This is a genomic window from Synechococcus sp. A15-62, assembly GCF_014280075.1.
GTDB lineage: Bacteria > Cyanobacteriota > Cyanobacteriia > PCC-6307 > Cyanobiaceae > Parasynechococcus.
In genome coordinates, this window is record NZ_CP047950.1 from 1341839 (window position 1) to 1359514 (window position 17676).

Sequence of the window (17676 nt, forward strand, 5' to 3'; positions counted from 1 at the left end):
CCCCTCAACGTCCCATGCCGCCGCCCCCTGGAGTGAGCATGCGAATGGCTTCGCCCGCCTGGAGCTCCAGCTGCACGGCACCGGGCAGGGGATGGGCCACCCCCTCAAGGTCCAGCCGCAGGTTCTCGCCACAGGCACCACTGGCACCACCGTTGAGACCGAACGGGGGCACCTGCCGCGAGCCACTGATCAGCGACACACTCATCGGCTCGAGGAAACGGATCGTGCGCTCCAAGCCATCGCCCCCGGGCCATCGGCCCTGACCGCCACTGCCGGAGCGCACCGCGAAGGATTCCAAACGCACCGGATAACGACTCTCGAGTACCTCGGGATCCGTCAGCCTCGAGTTGGTCATGTGCGACTGCAGCCCCACCGATCCAGCAAAGCCCTCACCCGCGCCGCCACCTCCGGCCACCGTTTCGTAGTACTGGCAGCGGCCATTGCCGAAGCTGACGTTGTTCATCGTTCCCTGGCCGGCCGCCTGGGCCCCAAAAGCCGCGAACAGCAGATTGCAGAGGGCCTGAGACACCTCCACGTTGCCAGCCACCACAGCGGCGGGGGGCCGCGGATTCAACAGACAGTCCTCCGGCACCACCAGATCGAGCGGAGCAAAACAGCCCTCGTTCAAGGGGATGTCGCTGTGGAGGAGACAACGGATCACGTACAGCACAGCCGCCCGCGTCACCGCCAGAGGGGCATTGAAATTGCCCGGCCGTTGGGGCGATGTTTCGCTGAAATCCAAACGCAACCGTTGGCGTTGCGGGTCGAGGTTCACCTGCACCACCAGGCAGGAACCGTCATCCAGGGCCAGCTGATGCCGGGCGTCCGTCAGGCGCAACAGCAGCCGCTGAACACTGCGGGCTGCGTCCTGCTGCAGCAGGGTCATCTGCCGTTGCACCAGGGTCTGCCCCTCCCGCTCCACGAGGGATTGCAGCGCCACAATCCCCGCCCGATTGGCCGCCACCTGAGCCTGCAGATCGGCCAGCAGTTCCGGAGGGTTGCGGGGCGGGGTCGCCATTTCGCTCCACACCGCTTTCAGATCAGCGGCGAGAACCCGGCCCTGGCGCACGAACAGCTGGTTGCGCAGCAGCAGGCCCTCATCGGCAATGGTGCGACTGAAGGACGGCATCGACCCGGGAGAGATACCACCCACATCAGCGTGATGGCCGCGGCTGGCCACAAAGAAGCTGGGCTGATCCCCGTTGCAGAACACCGGCGAGATGGCGGTGATATCGGGCAGGTGGGTGCCGCCGTGGAAAGGGTCGTTGCTGAGCAGCGTGTCGCCGGGCTGCAGCGGCGCCACATCGCCGGTCGCCACCTGGGCCAGCAGGTCGCGAACGCTGTCGCCCATTGATCCGAGGTGCACCGGAATGTGGGGGGCATTGGCCACAAGGGCCCCCGTGGCATCAAACAACGCACAGGAGAAATCCAGGCGCTCGCGGATGTTCACGGAGCGACTGCTCTGCCGCAGCTGTTCCCCCATCTGTTCAGCGATCGCCATGAAGCGGTGGCGAAACAGTTCTGCTTGCAACGGTTCGTGGTCACCGGCCTGAGCCAGCAGCGGTGATCCGTCTGCGGGATGTGAGCGCTCCACCAACAGAGTGCCCCCCTCCGCCACCCGGGCCTGCCAGCCCGGCTCCAGCACCGTGCAGCCCGTGGCTTCAGCGATCAGGGCCGGGCCGGCAATCCGCTGATTCAGGCGCAGGGCACTGCGGTTCAGCAACGGCACCTGCGTCCAACCGCTCGACTCCAGGTGCATCGACACCTGCGGCGATGGCTCCGCCTCTGGCGTTGGTTCGGCCATTTCAGCTGTTGCTGTTGCTGTGGCTGAGGCATCGAACTGTTGGGGTGCTGTGACCTCAACATTGAGCTGTTCGACGATCAGGGCCTGATCGGCATCAATGCAGTAGCCGTAGCGTTGCTGATGGCTCGCCTGGAAAGCCGAGATCACGGCATCAACGCCTTGCTCGGCGGACCATGTGAGCACCAGGGTCTGCTCAGCAGAGGGATAACGCAGGGCCAGGCTGACCCAGACCTCCGGCGCCCCCGCATCGGCATCAGCGCGATCCCCCTGGCGACGCAAGGTCTCCTGCGCTTCACCCATCAGCCGCTCCACCTGATCCGGCAGGGCCGCCAACAGATCAGGCGAGAGGGCAGTGCCGAGATGCACCTGCCGCCGACAGCGCTGACGGGCCTGACCCATGCCGAAAGCGGAGAGAACGCCGGCCATGGGATGCAACAGCACTGTGTTCAGCCCCAGTTCATCCGCGAGGCGACAGGCGTGCTGACCACCAGCCCCTCCGTAGGCCACCAACACCCCGCCGCGAATGTCCTCACCGCGATGCAGCGACACCCGGCGAATCGCAGCGGCCATGGTTTCCACCGCCAGTTGCAACGCACCGGATGCCACCCGCTCCGGGGTCTGCCCCAGCGCTGCCGCTAGCTCGGCGAAGCGATGCCGCACCACCTCCACATCCGGGGGTAGATCCCCAGACGGGCCGAACACCGCCGGGAAGCGGTCCACCTGCAGCCGCCCGAGCAGCAGGTTGGCGTCGGTGATGGTGAGCGGTCCGCCGGCGCGATAACAGGCCGGGCCCGGTTGCGCTCCAGCGGAGCGGGGCCCCACCCGCAGCCGCTCCCCCTGGAGCTCCAGCACCGATCCGCCACCAGCCGCCACGGTTTCAATCGGCAGGCGTGGGGCCAGCAACTGCAGGCCGGCGATCTCGGTCTGCTCCTTCACTTGCCGCAAAGCCTGCGCATCGGCGCAAGCCACACAGAACACATCCGTCGACGTGCCCCCCATGTCGAAGCCAAGCACCGGCACCCCGTCAAAGCCGGCTATCCGCGCTGCAGCGATCGCCCCGACCATTCCCGCCGCCGGCCCCGAAAGGATGGTGTCTTTGGCCTGCAGCCTGTCTGGAGCCTGCAACGCTCCACTGGAAGTCATCACCCGCAGTGGCGTGGCGGCGCCCAACGCCCCCTGCACCTGCTGCAGGTAGCCATCCAGCACCGGATGCACGGCCCCCTCCACCAAGGCCGTCTGCCCCCGCGGCACCAGGCGGGGCATCACGCTCACCTGGTGGGAGCAGACCACAGTGCGAAAGCCAAATTCCCGCAGCAATGCGGCGCAGCGCTGCTCATGGGCTGGGTTGCGTTGGGCGTGCAACAACGCCACCACGGCGACATCCAGGCCGGAACAGCGCAGCTCCTCGAGACGCCGCCGCAGCGGCTGATCCAGCACCAGGGGCTCCACCTCCTCACCCCGGGCATCGAGCCGGCCGGCCAGCTCCAGCACTGTTTGCGCCAGGAAAGGGCGCTGGGGCTGCTCAAGCGCGAACAGATCGTCGCGATGTTGATCGCCGATCCAAAGCTGATCCCTCAGCCCGGCATTGGTGAGCAACAGCAGCGGCGCACCAGCCCCCTCCAGCAGCGCATTGGTGGCCACGGTGGTGCCGAGACGCACGTCGTCGACGTCCCCCAGCTCCACGGGTGGAGACGCCGACGCCAACATCGCTTGCATGGCCAACACAGCAGGGTCTCCATGACCGGCCTGCTCCGAGAGCACCTTGCGCACGTGCAGCTGGCCTTCTGGATCGCGACCGATCAGATCGGTGAAAGTGCCACCGCGATCAATCCAGAAGCACCACCCCATCTCATGCCCTGGCCAACGTCGCCCCAGCCTGCCGCGCAGGCCGATCAACAAACCATGTCGACGCCTCCCGATGGGCGAGCTGAACTGAGAACGTTGAGAGGCAACTGCCGCCCAAACGCTTGGACAAGCTCGCCACGGCCTGGGCGATCTTTCAGGGGTTACTGCTGGAAGCCGTTCCGTTTCTGCTGCTCGGCGTTGCCATCGCAGGGCTGGCCCGATGGGCCGTGCCACCGGGTGCCTGGATCGAGCGGCTGCCCAAGAACCCTCTGCTGGCTCCGATCATCGGGGCCCTGATGGGTTTTGCCCTACCAGCCTGCGAATGCGGCAACGTCCCCGTCGCCCGCCGTCTGCTGGCCAGCGGTGCACCGATGGGCACGGCCTTCGGCTTTCTGTTTGCAGCCCCGGTGCTGAATCCCATCGTGCTGGCCAGCACCTGGGCCGCGTTTCCTGATCAGCCCTGGCTGCTGGTGGCCCGGCCATTGGGGGCTTTTCTGCTAGCGATCCTGCTGAGTTTGTTGCTGGTGCAACTGCCTGAGACGCAGCTCCTTGCAACGGCTCTGCTGGAGGAACGCCGCATGAGCCAGCCCCTCAGCAACCTGGGGCTGCTGCAGCGCAGCAGTGGTGTGATCGGCGGATCACCCAGCCCCCCCCGATCCATGGGCGGCAGGCGCCTCAAGGGCTGGCAGGTGCTGGACCAGAGCTGCCGAGAATTTCTCGATCTGCTGGCTCTGCTGGTGCTGGGGTGCGTGATTGCGGCCCTGGTGCAGACCTGGCTGCCGCGCAGTTGGCTGTTGGCCGTGGGGGGCGCGCCGACAGCATCGATCCTGGCCTTGATGCTGCTGGCCGTGGTGGTGTCGGTCTGCTCCAGCGTGGATGCCTTTCTTGCCCTGGGGTTTGCCGCTCAGATCACCCCAGGAGCCCTGCTGGCCTTCCTTTTGCTGGGGCCCGTTGTAGATCTCAAACTCGCGGGCCTGTTCACCGTGCTGATGCGGCCAAGGGCGATCCTGATCACGGCGATCGGTGCCAGTCTTGGCGTGCTGCTGATCGGTCAGTGGATCAACCTGTGGCTGCTGTGAGGGGCCGTTCGAGTTGAAGCGCGCAACCCTGCTGCTGCTCTGGGGCCTGACGCTGTTGTGGAGCTTCCACAGCGGACGCCTCGATCTGCTGCTTCGCGGGGTCTTCCATGGCCTGGTGGGGGTCACCGGCCTTGTCTTGCTGATGCTGGGCGTGGCCGTTCTTCTGAAACGAGAGAAGCAAAACGATCGCTGGCGCTGGCCCTGGCTGCTCAGTGGCGTGATGGCTCCGCTGGTGCTGATCCTTCCGCCCAGCCCCTCCTTCAGCGATCTGGCCAGCAACCGCCCCCAGGGCCTGCCCGATCCACCGGAGTTGGCCTTTGTTCTGCCCCCCGAGCAACGCAGCCTCACGGAATGGGTGCGCTGGCTGCGCAGCCAGCCCGACCCTGATCTTGTGGCTGGCAATCCCGTACGCATCAGCGGTTTTGTCTGGAGGCAACCCCAGGGCCCGCCGCTGATCGCCAGGCTCACGGTGCGCTGTTGCCTGGCCGACGCCACGCCCGCTGGTCTGGCGGTGGAGTGGCCGGAGTCGTTCAGCCCCCAAACCAACCAGTGGTTGGCCATCGAGGGAACGATGAGCGTGCAAACCCGCAACGAACGACGCATCCCCGTCGTGATTCCTGAAAACATCACGCCAATTGCCAGGCCCGAACGGCCCCTGGAACCATGACGCGGCGGCCCTTGCTGCTGATGCTGATGGCCTGCGCCGCTGTTCTGGCGCAGCAACAACTGCTGTTGCGACAGCCTCCGCGGCTGCTGCGCCTGGTGCCCCAACAGGTACAAAGCGGCAGCGCGGCCCTGGATCTGCAGTTCAGTCGCCCGATGGATCGGCCCCGGGTCAGCGAGGCCACTCGAATCACTCCATCCGTGCCCCATCAGTGGCTGGGGGAGACGACAGCACTGCGGATGGTGATCGATGCGGATGTCGTGCTCACGGCTCCGCTCGAGCTATCGATCGCAGGGAAGGACCAACGCGGGCTAGATCTGGGGCAGCAGCAATGGTGGTGGGACCCGAGACCCTGGCTGATCGCAACACGTCCCGTGCAGGGGGGTGAGCAGGTTCAACTGCAGACGCGATCAGGAGCATGGATACCGATCAGTCGGGTCTGGCCCGCCATCCCAAGCGTCGTCCCCCTCGGAAATGGCCGGGGTATCGCCCTGGTGGGACGCGATCAGAGCGGCATCGAACAAGTTTGGTGGGATCAACTGACGCCCCGCAGCACCGCCAACCGTCTGGCGGCCTTGGGGCCACCAACGCTGAGCCGTACGGAACCCCTGCTGAAAGGGGAGGTGCTCTTCGCTCATCTCAGCAGCAATCTCAATGGTGATCTGCTGGTGCAGAGCGGTGGATTCCAACCCGGCAGCGACCAAGCCCTGTTGCTGCAGGCCGATGGCAAACGCAAGGCTCTGGCCCTGAAACCCTCCGGGCCGATGCAGTTGCTTCCGGCTGGAGGGGGGGTGGTGATGCCCACCTATGACGGTCTGAGCCTTCGGCCCCTCCAAGCAACCGAGCAAAAGCCGCAGATGCTGCCGGGCAGCCGGGAGCTGGGGGCCTTCTGCGGTGCCTCAGGACGAGCCGTGCTGATCCGGCACTGGCCGGATTACAGGCGCTCGATCGAGCTGGTGGTTCCTGGGCAAGCACCGAAGCAACTGCACCTCGGTGATCAGGCGGTGCTGGGGGTGGCCTGCGACAACCGCGGCAAACGGATCTGGGCTGTGCTGGGGCGATGGGAACAGCAACGGGGCAATCACGAACTGGTGCTGATCAGCGAAGCGGGAGAGGTGAGACAACGCAGGGCCCTGGAGCCATGGACGCTCAAAGCGGGCAGCCCCATCCAGTGGAACCCGGTGACCAACCAGCTGTTGATGACGCTGACGCGAGCGAACCAAACCCATGCCCGTGCCGGCCTGATCGATGGCGACAGCTTGAAGCTCATCAAGGTGATCAACACACCCATCAGCGAAGCCCAGTGGCTCAATGCAGGCTGAGCAACAAAAAAGGAGGGCAAAGCTGCCCTCCTGATCAAACAAAGCTCAAACGATTGTTGAAACCTAGAAGGTGAACGTCACGCCAGTGCCGACATGGTGCTGCCAACCTTCACCCCAGCCAGGCGCATCTTCCCAGCTGTAGGTCTGCTGCCAGTGCAGGAACAACGTGGCATCACCGATGGGAACCGAAAGTTCGATTTCACCGGCCAAATCTGTGCGCGGATCCAATCCTGCGTAGCTGCCGGGAACATAGAAACGAGGGCCCGCTTCAATCATCAAGGAGATCTCATCACCACCAAATGTGAAGCCCAGGCCCACACGAGGATCGGTGTAGTTGCCCACATACATCCCGTCGGATTCCCAACCCTGACGGTGATCAACTGACAGATAAACACCATTCACAAGATCCTCGATACCATCGCCAAGGGCGAAATTCACATCTCCATCACCCAAAGCCCAGATCGCCTTGGCGCCAAGCTCATTCTTCAAGCCCTGAATGTCCTCACCCTGGTCTTTGGTGACGTAATAGGGGTTCCAGGACAGCTCAAAACTTAAGCGATCATTGGGTGCATAACGGGCCTGAAGAAAGCCCTTGATATCGGTGCGCTTGAAGTCGGTGTCGTGGCTGTGGTCATGACCGTGATCATGTCCTTCATGATCATCATGATCGTCTTCATGTTCATCATGATCTTCGTCGTGATCATCATGATCGTCTTCGTGATCATGATCGCCATGATCTTCTTCATGATCATGATCGTCATGTTCTTCTTCATGATCATCGTCGTGATCATCAACGTGAACCTTGCCGTAAAAGTGTTCTGCTTCTCCCCAAACCAAAGCAGGCCCAATGGCAGCTTCGATCGCAAAAGAACCGCCATTTGCGAGGCCCCACTCAAAGACGCCACCAAACATGCCATCGATGGCGTAGTGCTTGGGATCACCCTCAAGGTTGGTGTCAAATCCACCATGGCCTTCGATGGTGATGATGGGCGTGAAATCGAATTCACCGGCCTCGAGAGACTCTCCACCACCACCATGGGAGCCATGGGCCTCGGCAGGCGAAATGGAGGCGAACGGGCTCAACAGAAGAGCCAGCAGGGCAAGGCGTGAACGGAACATGAGACGAGACGGAAGAAAAAAGAAGACTGAAGAGGAAAAGGGCGTTACGTCACCGGATCGATGACCACTGCGTGTTCAAGGCATTAGCGCCAGCGGTGTCACAGGACCCGCCCTGGCCCTTGACGATCGTGCAGACGTTGAGGGTCGCCGTCGAAACAGCATTTCGACCAGCAGCAACGCCCTCCCCATACAGCGGTGTGGACGCGATCGGCAATCCCGTGGCCTTGCTGATGCGCCTCAGGGTTTTGTTGGGAGTAGCCGCAGGGGAAAAGATGGTTTTGGCACCGGATGCTTTCACCTCCTGAGTGATTGATTTGAGGCTGGAAGGCCGCAAAACTCCTCCGGTGGTGTGGCTGTCCAACATCGCAATCTCAACAAGTCCAAAGCGATTGGCGAGATGGCTGTAGGTCCTGTGATCGGTCACCAGAACCCGCTGGGCCGGGGGCAAAGAACTGAACTGCTTGGCTTCCCAGCTCTGCAAAGCCTGTAAAACAGCAACGGCACGAGCCGTGCGTTGCTGCAAGGCAGCACGATCACTGGCTGGCAGAACGGGGGCCAGAGAACTTGAGATCACCCGCACCATTGCTGCGGAATTGGCCGGGTCGTGCCAGACATGGGGGTCGCTGCCGCCATAGGACGGAAGAGCGACTTCACCGACGGCCACCAGCGTTCCTGGTGACTTGAGCTTTTTGGCCGACGGGGTCAGCCCAAAACCGATGTGCAAAACCAGATCACTCTTGGCGATCTGGCTGCGATCACTGGGCTTCAAGCGATAGGAATGGGGATCACCACCAGGAGGGATCAGGCACGTGACCGAGGCAGCACCGGCAGCCAGGGTCTTGGTGAGATCACAGAGCGTGCCGTCGACGGCCACCACCACAGGTTGAGCCGCATGGGCCGGAACTAGGGCAGCTCCAATGGCCAAAGCCAGGCTGACCCCAGCCGATCGAGCCAAAACAGGACGCATGGACGCCTTGGTGAGAATGATTATCATTTTGCTGAGCACTTGATCCCTCGCCAACATGGGGTGTGCAAAACATCAAGAGGCCCAAGTCCGGCCACCGAAGAGTTGATGAGCCAATCGTCGTGCGTGCTGAGCACAACAGAGCTGTGCTTCAGCTACGGAGGTCGCAACACCGTCGACCGCGTCAACCTGCAACTGCAAGCGGGAACACTGACGGCGCTGGTGGGGCCCAACGGAGCCGGCAAGTCAACGCTGTTGCACCTGCTGGAAGGCCGACTGAAACCCAGCCAAGGAACGGTCAACACCAGCAAGCCCATCGGCCTGATGCCCCAGCGGGCCGCCATTGATTGGTCGTTTCCGATCACTGCCCGTGACATGGTCCAGCTGGGGCAGCCCAAAAAGGGCAAAGCCACAACAGCGGACCACTGCGAACAGCTGCTGGAACGCGTCGGCATGGGAACCATGGGGAACCGGCGCCTCAACCAGCTCTCCGGCGGCCAGCAACAACGCGTCCTGCTGGCCAGAGGGTTGATGCAGCAGACCGAGATCCTGCTGCTGGACGAACCCTGCAGCGCCATCGATCCACCAACGCGCGAGCACCTGCTCAAGGTGATGCGGGATCAGGCGGAAGCCGGTCAGACACTGCTGGTGAGCAGCCACGACTGGGGTAGCGCCCTCGACAGCTACGACCAGGTGGTCGTGATGGACGGCCAGATCCTGGCCAACGGGTCACCCGACACGGTCCGAGAAAAACTGAGCGACCTGACTTGCATGATGGGGAGCCACTGCTGTGGTTGAACCCGACATCTGGTGGCTTCTGCCTCTGACGATCTCGCTGTTGATCGGAGCCATCTGTCCGGCCACTGGAGCGTTGCTGATCACCCAACGCCGGGTGTTGCTGGCCAACCTGATGGCCCATTCCGTTCTGCCCGGCTTGGTGATCGCCCTGGCCATCGGCATCGACCCAAGCATCGGGGGGCTGATCAGTGGACTGCTTGGAGCCTTGGTGGCTGAACGCTTGAACCGGCGCTTCAAAGGCCGGGTAGAGGGCGCCATGAACACTGTGCTGGCAGGCTTCACAGCCCTGGGCGTGCTGTTGGTGCCTCTGCTAGAGGCACGGGTGGACCTGGAAACAATTCTGTTCGGCGATCTGCTGGCTGCCACCACAACAGATCTGCTGCGAACAACCATCTCAGCCAGTGCCCTGTTGGCGATGTTGGTGTGGGGCTACCGCGACCTGGTGTTTGTTGGCATTGACCCCGAGGGAGCAGCCATCGCCAAGCGACCGGTGCTCTTAATTCGGCTGATCTGCAGCCTGATCACGGCCCTGGTTGTGATCAGTGCCATCACAGCCGTGGGGGTGATTCTGGTGATCGGCCTGCTGTGCGCTCCGGTACTGATGCACGTGGAGCGCAGCCGAAGCCTGAAGGAACTCATGCTACGCAGCGCGAGCACGGGGCTGCTTCTATGTGGTGGCGGAATGATGCTGGCGATTGCTGTTGACCTGCCACCGGGCCCACTGATCGGAACACTGTGCTTGGCACTTCTGTTCACCTACAGGGCTAACACCGCAGAGCAACAGTGATAGGAAAGCCTTCTTTATGGCTTTTGCTTCAGGAACATCCGATCAAGGCGGCGCCGCATTCTCCGCATCAATATGCGTTCCTGCTCCAGGCGGAAGGTGCGCCGAAAGGCCAGGAACAACACAGTCAGCGTTGAGGCCATCCCCACGCTGAACAGGGCGATCAAGCTTGCATCGTTCATGGCTCCATTCACCCCGCTACTGAACAACGGCGAACCAACCGCCAGCCAGGGCTGCAATCAAACCACAGGCGAGGGCTTGAAGCACAAATTGGCCTGAGTCTTTTTTTTCCCAACGATCAATGGTCTTCGATGCCGTAACAAACGGTTCTTTGTTCCTGATCAGCTTTTCGAGATACCGCTCGATGAACTGATCGTCGAGATCGAGCCGTCGAAGCTTGGAACGGATCTGATTGAGTTCAAACTGATTCATCACTCAAAAATCTCACAACTTCTCAGCCACGAACATTGAATTACCGTTCCGAATGAATCAATGTTGAAAACACCAATCATACGTCAGCAGAGTTGATACAGAAACTGCAGATTCATTATATTAGCGAGAGTGAACTCTTGACGTGGGCCTTTCAGACAAGGAAGCTCACTGCTGTTAGCTCAGGCGATCCAAAACTCGATTGATCACGATCAAGTTCATCAAAATCCCTAAAAACCTTTGGCACTGCCGCGTCGCTTCGATTGCATCACTTCAATCGTCTTTGGCCTTGTCTTGCTGGAATACCAAACGCGTTGCGCTTCGTCGTAGCTCTCGACATCCTTGAACGACCCATCACGCAACCAGACGCGGTAGTGGTGACGGTCATAGGGGTCGGAACTGGTTTCGGTGAACTGTTTCATGCAACTCAATAACGATCGTGTCGAGCCAGGTCTGCTGATCAATCAGATCCAAGCCTGGTAAATGCTGCGCGACGAGGATCTCGATACCGCTCCGCCACATGCTTGCCCCAAGGACTTCAGAGGATATCAATATTAAGAAATTGGCGCAAGACAAAAAACAGCCGCTATTAATAAATCAGTATCGGCCGGTCACATAATAGTACATCAAAGCAAGAAACTCTCTTTTAGCAAGGAAGTTTTTTGCACGCTCTGGCAGATCAGGCACCGCAAAAACAGGGCTTGTATTAACACCAAATCGCAAGAAAGCCTGATTGGCTCGTTTCAACTGCCATATATCTGTCACAAGAATCACATCAGCCTGAGGGTAATTGTCTTGAATCCAAGTGTTAGCATACAAAGCATTTTCCCAAGTGTTTTTAGCGCAGGAATCGCCAAAAACTAATTCACTAGAAATTCCACCATCTATTAAACGTAGAGCGGTCCTGGGATCATCACCTGAAATATAAACAGAGTCAATATTTTGAGAATTAAATATTTCAATCGCAACTTTCGTGGTTGCCTTGGCAATTTGCTGCCCTCGGCCAACCAATACAATAACTTTTGACGAATTAACACCATCATGAATCGCAGAAGATGGAATATCAGCAGACAGGAGATTAGTAAGATACCTCGTCGTCAGTGGCTGATACTGAAGGCTGACAAGAAGAACAATCAAGAAGGATAAAAGCACTCTTGTCAAAAATTTATAACTTTTAAGAACCAGGCTTAGCAAACAAATTGATACTATAAAGACCAGCAAAGAGGAACCAAGTGGTTGAAACAATAGAAAGAAAATAATTTTTCGGACAAAGAGATATGCATGCTGTTCATCAACGCAAGTGGTCCAGTGAGTATTGATCAAAGGAAACAACCGAAAGAGCAACGACTTGAAATATAAGCCCAACGGGAACTATATTCAATATGACAATGAAAATCCGTTCATACACGATTTTCATGAGTAACACGAGAGAGTCTTCAGCATGAAATTCTCTCTCTTGTCCTAGGCCTATATGACTCGGGATAAAACAGTAGAATTATATAAGATCCAAAAAATCTTTGAATCGATTTTAGATGTGTTGGGGGCTAGCACGAATAGTGACAAAGCTAGTGGAATCTTATTATTTTATTAACTTACATTGCATTCTCAGGACAAGGAAATCCATCAAGACAGCACCTTGCCTAAAAATTGCCAACAGGGATAACAATCCAAATCCTTGATTTTGTCAACAGATACGACTGATAATTGAGGTACAAATACTTATATCAACTAAAGCAATTCTCAAGACTTCTGGACAAATCAATGCCCCAGCAAACTATCTGCATTCATGCTGGCACACAACCTAATAAGACATAGATCAATCAAAATTAATGAGCTTAAATCATAGATCAAGCAAATTGAGCAACAACAGATACAATTGGCGCAACATTCTTGCGGTGGGACTTGCAAAATCTTGAGCGCAGGATACTGATGTCAACCACAAAACATCAACTCAAGACCTGGAGCGACCAGGAGCCAACATTAGATTTATTCACTCAAATTCACCCTTTAGAGGCGAATATATATTGATGCGATAGACATTTGACCAAACAATAAAAAAGAAAGGCCCTTCAAACTAGGAATTCATCCTATTTGAATTGAAACACACCTAGGATACTTCCACTTCGATGTTTCCCAGATGTAGGCTTATACGACATCGGGTAGGACGATCTTGGTCTTTCAAGCGGCACTGGTCAATTATTGCTGTCCATCAATACATGTAATACAGCCGTGAAAAGAGCCTTAATTACAGGGATCACAGGGCAGGATGGCAGCTATTTGGCCGAACTTCTGCTGGAAAAGGGGTATGAAGTGCATGGCATCAAGCGCCGGTCCAGCAGCTTCAACACCGGGCGAATTGATCACCTTTATCAAGATCCTCATGCCGCAGATCCACGGCTGATCCTCCACTACGGCGATCTCACCGACAGCACCAACCTGATCCGCATCATTCAGCAGGTGCAGCCCAAAGAAATCTACAACCTTGGTGCTCAAAGCCATGTGGCCGTCAGTTTTGAGGCCCCGGAGTACACCGCCAACAGCGATGCCTTGGGAACCCTGCGCATCCTTGAGGCGGTAAGGATGCTTGGACTGACCAAGAAAACTCGCATCTATCAGGCCAGCAAAGTGAGCTTTACGGCCTGGTGCAGGAAATTCCCCAGAAGGAATCGACACCCTTCTATCCCCGCAGTCCCTACGGCGTCGCCAAGTTGTTCGGATACTGGATCACGGTGAACTACCGCGAGTCCTACGGGATGTATGCCTGCAACGGCGTGCTGTTCAATCACGAGAGTCCCCGCCGCGGTGAAACCTTTGTCACCCGCAAAATCACCCGGGGCCTCTGCCGCATTGATGCGGGTCTGGAGGACTGCTTGTACATGGGCAACCTCGATGCCAAGCGCGACTGGGGCCACGCTCGTGATTACGTCGAGATGCAGTGGCGGATGCTCCAACAGGAGCATCCCGAAGATTTCGTCATCGCGACTGGGCGCCAGGAAAGTGTGCGCCGCTTCATTGAACTGGCATCACAGAAGATTGACTGGAAAGGCATCATCTGGGAAGGCGATGGGCTCGAGGAGGTTGGCCGTCGTGCCGATAGCGGTGCCGTGGTGGTGCGGATCGACCCACGCTATTTCCGTCCCGCTGAGGTGGAGACCCTGCTAGGGGATCCAACGAGGGCGAGAGAGAAACTGGGTTGGACACCCACCACCACGCCCGAGCAGTTGGTAGCTGAAATGGTGGAGGCCGACCACGAGGAAGCGCGCAAGGAAGCGCTGCTGAAGCGAGAAGGTTTCAACGTTGTCGGGACGCACGAATGACCTTGGTTTCTGTGACCGACCGAATGCCATTTTTGGGGCTCGGGGGATGGCGGGCAGTGCCGTCACCCGGGCCTTGCAGCAGAGCGGTTATGGGTCGCTCTTAACGCCAAGCCGGGATGCCTTGGATTGTCTAGATCGAACTGCCGTGGAGCAGTGGATGAAGCAGATGCGGCCGAATGTGGTGGTTCTGGCTGCTGCCCGAGTTGGTGGTATTCATGCCAACAAAAGCTTTCCGGCTGATTTCCTGCTGGACAACCTCAAGATCCAAACCAATGTGATCGAGGCGGCCTGGGCCAATGGTGCCCGGCGGCTGCTGTTCCTAGGCAGCAGCTGCATTTATCCGAAGTTCGCAAACCAGCCGATTCGCGAAGAAGCGCTGCTTACCGGGGCTCTCGAGCCCACTAATGAGTGGTATGCAATCGCCAAAATCAGCGGTATCAAGCTGTGTGAGGCCCTGCTGCGCCAGCACGGCTTCGACGCGATCAGCCTGATGCCGACCAATCTCTACGGCACAGGGGACAATTACCACCCAACAAAAAGTCATGTGTTGCCGGCCCTGCTGCGCCGCTTCCATGAAGCCAAAATCCGTGGCGATTCGGCAGTGACCTGTTGGGGCAGCGGCACTCCACTACGAGAGTTCCTGCACGCCGATGATCTGGGTGAAGCATCTGTGTTCGCCCTAGAGCATTGGAGCGCCCTAGCGGAAGATGCCCCCAAAAGCGACGCTAACCAGCCCCTGGCCTTTTTGAACGTGGGAACCGGCGTAGACCTCACGATCCGTGCCTTGGCGTAGCAGATCGCTGACGTGGTGGGTTTCAACGGAAACTTACTGTGGGACCCGAGTAAGCCAGATGGAACGCCGAAAAAGCAGCTGGATGTCAGTCGACTGCGAGCTATGGGCTGGTCGGCATCGATTTCTTTGACCGAAGGCCTGCAGCGTGCTTACGCGGATTTCAAAGAAGCTCTGGCGACTGAACAATTAAGGGGATGAGCTGTACTGCTTCCATCCTGCTCCACCTGAACGCTCTAATGCAGTGAGCAGCTTCAAGTTCAAGAATGCATCAGCACACCATCGCAAAATGGCCTTCTGTCCTCATATGAAATTTTAATTCTCCACGATTAAGTTGCAATCAAGACAAAAGGCCTATTTTAAAGAACCCATTCGGGCGAAAGATTCTCGACGATTCTTTCTTGCATACTCAGGGACATGTGATCCCCATAGCCCTTCCCAATAGAAAAAGATCACACCATGACCGCGTTGGCGAGCCAGACGGACTTTTTGCTCCAGAACGGCCATCGAGGTGGTGCGCTTGCCGAATCCCGCCAACACACCAATCTGCGAAGGAATGCCCCAGTCGCGGGCTTTGCGCAGAGCCGGCTGATCCAGGTCTTTGGCAAATCCACGAACTGAATAGGCATAGTTCTGCACCACCAACTCTTCAATCAGCCCGCCTAAAGCCCAGAGCTCCCAGTCCTGCAGCCAGAGGTTGTAGGCCGAACGGAAGGGGCCTGGAGACAAGCTGATCCGGGTGGAGAGGCCTTCCTGCTTGAGACATTGCCGCAATTCACGCAGCAGCGAAGTGAGTTGATTGCGGCGCCATTTCATCCAATGTCGATTGCTGTGATCCCGAGGAGGCGCCAGTCCCGTCTCCTGCCGGTAGAGCGCCACGGTGGTGGGGTCATAACCGAACTGAACGGGCCAGGCGAAGTGGTCGTCCAATTGCAGGCCGTCCATCGGACAGCGCTTGAGGGTTTCCATCACCAAACCGATGAAACGGGCACGAACCTCCGGATGGGCTGGATTGAGCCAAGCCATCCGATAGTTGCCATGCATAGCCATCCAACGCCGGCCATTGGCTTTGGCCAAAACCCAGCTGGGGTTCTTATGAACAACCGCTGAATCAGCCGGTTCCATCAGGCCGTACTCAAACCAGGGCATCACCTTGATGCCGCGGCGCCTACCTTCCTCGGCCAGGGTACAGATGGGATCAAAACCGAGCCCAGCCTTCTTCAGCGGTGGCTCCACCGGAGCGAAACGGCTGTGATGAAAGGTGGTGCCTCGGCTCCAAACGTTGGGCACCACGCGATTGAAGCCGGCATCCTGCAGCTGCTGCATCGCAACGCTGATGCGCTTCCGGTCGTAATAGAGCTTGCTGGGGCTGTTGGTCAGCCACACCCCCATGGTGCTCCGGCTTCGTAGCAGCCGATCCAATCGAGGTTCGGCCATTAGAGGAGCCGGAGCCCCCGCCATCAGGCTGGCCAGAGCAACACCAATCAGTGGCTTCCACCGCAGAACCAACGCCGTTGAAGCACCAGGCCTCAAGGATGGCCCGAATCAATGCTGATCAAGCCGATCCAAGCCCGCCCGTTCAACAGTCCATGGCCCGAGACCAACAATCAGCGGAACATCGAGCTCACGGAGCTCTCTTCATGGATGCGCCAGATGGCTGCCCAAATCATGTTGGCCACGGAGAGCACCTTCAGTTGAGGAAAGACCCGGTCCTGTGGGATCGAAATACTGTTGGTCACCACCAACTGCTCAAACAGGCCCTCGGATTTACACCTGCAACGACATGGTTAACACCACGAGAGGCACCGCGGCGGTGGAACCTTCATCTACTCGGATGTCACTTTTGCATTGATGCGGTTCTGAGGGGATGATTGTATGTGGGTAACTTCGATTCCAAGCGCGACTGGGGCCACGCCCGCGATTGCTTCGAGATGCAGTTGCGGATGCTCTAACAACAGATCCCGCTGCAGGTGGAACCTGTATCTGCTCATCATGGTGGTGGCGTCCCCCAGGTCGTCCGTCCCCCTTTACATACACAAATCAGATGGTGTTCTTGTGCAATAAGCAGTGTGAGCTTCGGAATCAGTGGGGGGCCGAGGAATTGGATTCTGAGGGATTGGCTGGAAGGGAATCGTAATTAAAAAAATGATTCGACTCTCTAATTCTCAGTAAAAAGCTGCCAGTTTTGAAAATTAATAACCAAAGCAAAGCAGAAAGAGATAGGCATATTAAAAAGGGGATACCCCATCCCTTTATTTGTCCATTCGCCGGCGAGCGACTGTGGCGTGCAATCTCTATGCAGTTTTGTGTATTTCCTGCTAAAATATTGTCCTGCTTGAATTTATTGGGCTTGTAAAGCAATTGGACTAGTTGCTTTACCTGTTTCACATTATTCTAGTAATTCACTGTATTTATAGCCAGCTCGCAAAAAACCTCCCAGCTTTGCAATTAATATTTACATTTATTTTGAGCGGCTCCGATACTTTCTGGCGTATTTAGGGGGTGCCCAGAATCTGACCATGCATTAACAGAGATGGACTACCTTGAGGTTCCCAAACTTATTTACACTTTCCTTACTGATCAAGCCTGGTCCGTGTGAATCCGGACGACATAGCTAGCTCGCCATCTCACTGATTTAAGATGCGGATCTATTGGATAGTTGATCTTTCGGCTCGACTTTTTAAGTCTGCCTAGTTTCAGTTCTAGGACTTCTCAGGGGCTTTCTCTTTACCCATCAAAGCATGAAATTTCTTGTATCTTT

The 17676-nt window shown here is 57.9% G+C and carries 13 protein-coding genes and 3 pseudogenes; 7 read left to right on the top strand and 9 right to left on the bottom strand.

Annotated features, from left to right (window positions below; genetic code table 11):
• Window positions 1-4 precede the first annotated feature (4 nt).
• Entirely contained in the window at window positions 5-3652 is a 3648-nt protein-coding gene (locus SynA1562_RS07755) for a hydantoinase B/oxoprolinase family protein (RefSeq protein WP_186493401.1), read from the bottom strand.
• A 119-nt stretch (window positions 3653-3771) separates the two neighbouring features.
• Between SynA1562_RS07755 and SynA1562_RS07760 the strand changes: the two genes are divergently transcribed.
• From SynA1562_RS07760 to SynA1562_RS07770, 3 genes are read left to right on the top strand one after another with little or no spacing between them, the layout of a single operon-like run.
• Window positions 3772-4728 carry a permease gene (locus SynA1562_RS07760; protein WP_186493402.1) on the top strand — a complete coding sequence of 319 codons (957 nt, stop codon included), beginning with the start codon at window positions 3772-3774 and terminating at the stop codon, window positions 4726-4728.
• Window positions 4729-4741: 13 nt separating this feature from the next.
• Entirely contained in the window at window positions 4742-5395 is a 654-nt protein-coding gene (locus tag SynA1562_RS07765; protein ID WP_186493403.1) for a TIGR03943 family protein, read from the top strand.
• A complete protein-coding gene (locus SynA1562_RS07770; RefSeq protein WP_186493404.1) occupies window positions 5392-6714 on the top strand; it encodes a hypothetical protein in 1323 nt (440 codons plus the stop codon). The genes SynA1562_RS07765 and SynA1562_RS07770 overlap by 4 nt, the downstream gene beginning before the upstream one ends.
• 63 nt (window positions 6715-6777) lie before the next feature.
• On the opposite strand, the gene SynA1562_RS07775 is transcribed toward SynA1562_RS07770, so the two are convergent.
• Both SynA1562_RS07775 and SynA1562_RS07780 read right to left on the bottom strand, forming a co-directional pair.
• Complete coding sequence (locus tag SynA1562_RS07775; protein WP_186493405.1) at window positions 6778-7833, bottom strand: hypothetical protein; 1056 nt, start codon at window positions 7831-7833, stop codon at window positions 6778-6780.
• Between the two features lie 49 nt (window positions 7834-7882).
• On the bottom strand, window positions 7883-8800 hold the full coding sequence (locus tag SynA1562_RS07780) for a metal ABC transporter substrate-binding protein (protein ID WP_255445598.1): 918 nt from the start codon (window positions 8798-8800) through the stop codon (window positions 7883-7885).
• Between the two features lie 105 nt (window positions 8801-8905).
• Here SynA1562_RS07780 and SynA1562_RS07785 point away from each other — a divergent pair, with 105 nt between their 5' ends.
• Window positions 8906-9595, top strand: a complete 690-nt coding sequence (locus SynA1562_RS07785) for a metal ABC transporter ATP-binding protein (RefSeq protein ID WP_186493407.1) — start codon at window positions 8906-8908, stop codon at window positions 9593-9595.
• Window positions 9588-10382, top strand: a complete 795-nt coding sequence (locus SynA1562_RS07790; protein ID WP_186493408.1) for a metal ABC transporter permease — start codon at window positions 9588-9590, stop codon at window positions 10380-10382. Before SynA1562_RS07785 ends, SynA1562_RS07790 begins: the two co-directional genes overlap by 8 nt.
• 14 nt (window positions 10383-10396) lie before the next feature.
• On the opposite strand, the gene SynA1562_RS07795 is transcribed toward SynA1562_RS07790, so the two are convergent.
• The 4 genes from SynA1562_RS07795 to SynA1562_RS07810 form a co-directional block, all read right to left on the bottom strand.
• Window positions 10397-10561, bottom strand: coding sequence for a hypothetical protein (locus SynA1562_RS07795; protein WP_186493409.1), 165 nt, complete (start codon window positions 10559-10561; stop codon window positions 10397-10399).
• Window positions 10562-10577: 16 nt separating this feature from the next.
• Window positions 10578-10811, bottom strand: a complete 234-nt coding sequence (locus tag SynA1562_RS07800) for a hypothetical protein (protein ID WP_186493410.1) — start codon at window positions 10809-10811, stop codon at window positions 10578-10580.
• A 227-nt stretch (window positions 10812-11038) separates the two neighbouring features.
• Window positions 11039-11230 carry a hypothetical protein gene (locus SynA1562_RS07805; protein WP_186493411.1) on the bottom strand — a complete coding sequence of 64 codons (192 nt, stop codon included), beginning with the start codon at window positions 11228-11230 and terminating at the stop codon, window positions 11039-11041.
• 175 nt (window positions 11231-11405) lie between these two features.
• Window positions 11406-12140 (bottom strand): YdcF family protein, encoded by a 735-nt coding sequence (locus SynA1562_RS07810; RefSeq protein WP_186493412.1) that lies wholly within the window; start codon window positions 12138-12140, stop codon window positions 11406-11408.
• A gap of 897 nt (window positions 12141-13037) precedes the next feature.
• Between SynA1562_RS07810 and gmd the strand changes: the two are divergent.
• Window positions 13038-14125, top strand: a pseudogene (gene gmd, locus SynA1562_RS07815) (GDP-mannose 4,6-dehydratase).
• A pseudogene (locus SynA1562_RS07820) lies at window positions 14122-15116 on the top strand (GDP-L-fucose synthase family protein). Before gmd ends, SynA1562_RS07820 begins: the two co-directional pseudogenes overlap by 4 nt.
• 153 nt (window positions 15117-15269) lie before the next feature.
• Here the strand turns inward: SynA1562_RS07820 and SynA1562_RS07825 are convergent.
• Together SynA1562_RS07825 and SynA1562_RS07830 are read right to left on the bottom strand one after the other, a co-directional pair.
• Complete coding sequence (locus tag SynA1562_RS07825; protein WP_370593281.1) at window positions 15270-16376, bottom strand: glycoside hydrolase family 10 protein; 1107 nt, start codon at window positions 16374-16376, stop codon at window positions 15270-15272.
• A gap of 146 nt (window positions 16377-16522) precedes the next feature.
• A pseudogene (locus tag SynA1562_RS07830) lies at window positions 16523-16681 on the bottom strand (phosphoribosylpyrophosphate synthetase); the annotation flags it as partial.
• Window positions 16682-17676 lie beyond the last annotated feature (995 nt).

Bases quoted from the DNA above. Each gene is read 5' to 3' on its own strand.
- SynA1562_RS07795 (WP_186493409.1), bottom strand. From the start codon at position 10,561: ATGAACGATGCAAGCTTGATCGCCCTGTTCAGCGTGGGGATGGCCTCA.
- SynA1562_RS07780 (WP_255445598.1), bottom strand. From the start codon at position 8,800: ATGCGTCCTGTTTTGGCTCGATCGGCTGGGGTCAGCCTGGCTTTGGCC.
- SynA1562_RS07825 (WP_370593281.1), bottom strand. From the start codon at position 16,376: ATGGCGGGGGCTCCGGCTCCTCTAATGGCCGAACCTCGATTGGATCGG.
- SynA1562_RS07785 (WP_186493407.1), top strand. From the start codon at position 8,906: ATGAGCCAATCGTCGTGCGTGCTGAGCACAACAGAGCTGTGCTTCAGC.
- SynA1562_RS07775 (WP_186493405.1), bottom strand. From the start codon at position 7,833: ATGTTCCGTTCACGCCTTGCCCTGCTGGCTCTTCTGTTGAGCCCGTTC.
- SynA1562_RS07755 (WP_186493401.1), bottom strand. From the start codon at position 3,652: ATGGGGTGGTGCTTCTGGATTGATCGCGGTGGCACTTTCACCGATCTG.
- SynA1562_RS07805 (WP_186493411.1), bottom strand. From the start codon at position 11,230: ATGAAACAGTTCACCGAAACCAGTTCCGACCCCTATGACCGTCACCAC.
- SynA1562_RS07770 (WP_186493404.1), top strand. From the start codon at position 5,392: ATGACGCGGCGGCCCTTGCTGCTGATGCTGATGGCCTGCGCCGCTGTT.
- SynA1562_RS07800 (WP_186493410.1), bottom strand. From the start codon at position 10,811: ATGAATCAGTTTGAACTCAATCAGATCCGTTCCAAGCTTCGACGGCTC.